Genomic DNA, 438 nt, shown 5'->3' on the forward strand with positions numbered 1-438 from the left:
TTCTTAATCTAATAACTTTCTCTTTAATTTTTACATTTAAATTTCGAATTGTTTTTACAAATTGAGATTTTAATGTTATAGGAACAATTTCACCTTTTAACATTTTTTTGAAATCTTCCATTGTTAAAGAGTTTCTAGGAGCACCTGAAAAAACACTACGAGTTTGTAATACACCACCTTCTTCAAATGTGTAACAATATTTTTTATTACCTAAAAATATAGCTTCTTTAATTCTAACTCCATTTAATTCATCTTTCATCATACCTAAATTGTTAGATATTAATGAAGAATCTAAATCACTGTCAATCATAACTGAATCAGTATCTGTATAGTAACATTTAAATGTGTTAGAAGTTTTGTAAGAAATCATATGAATTCTAGCATAAGAAGTTACAGCTGATGCAATAGCAATATTACTATTCATAGTTCTAAACTTCT

General features: G+C 25.3%; 1 protein-coding gene. It reads right to left on the bottom strand.

The window, feature by feature from the left end:
* Positions 1 to 424: hypothetical protein (locus tag FPQ10_RS13170; protein ID WP_186278693.1), on the bottom strand; the 424-nt coding region annotated here is incomplete at its 3' end.
* Positions 425 to 438 lie beyond the last annotated feature (14 nt).

Origin of the sequence: Allobacillus sp. SKP2-8 (assembly GCF_007559355.1) — a bacterium.
GTDB lineage: Bacteria > Bacillota > Bacilli > Bacillales > Alkalibacillaceae > Allobacillus > Allobacillus halotolerans.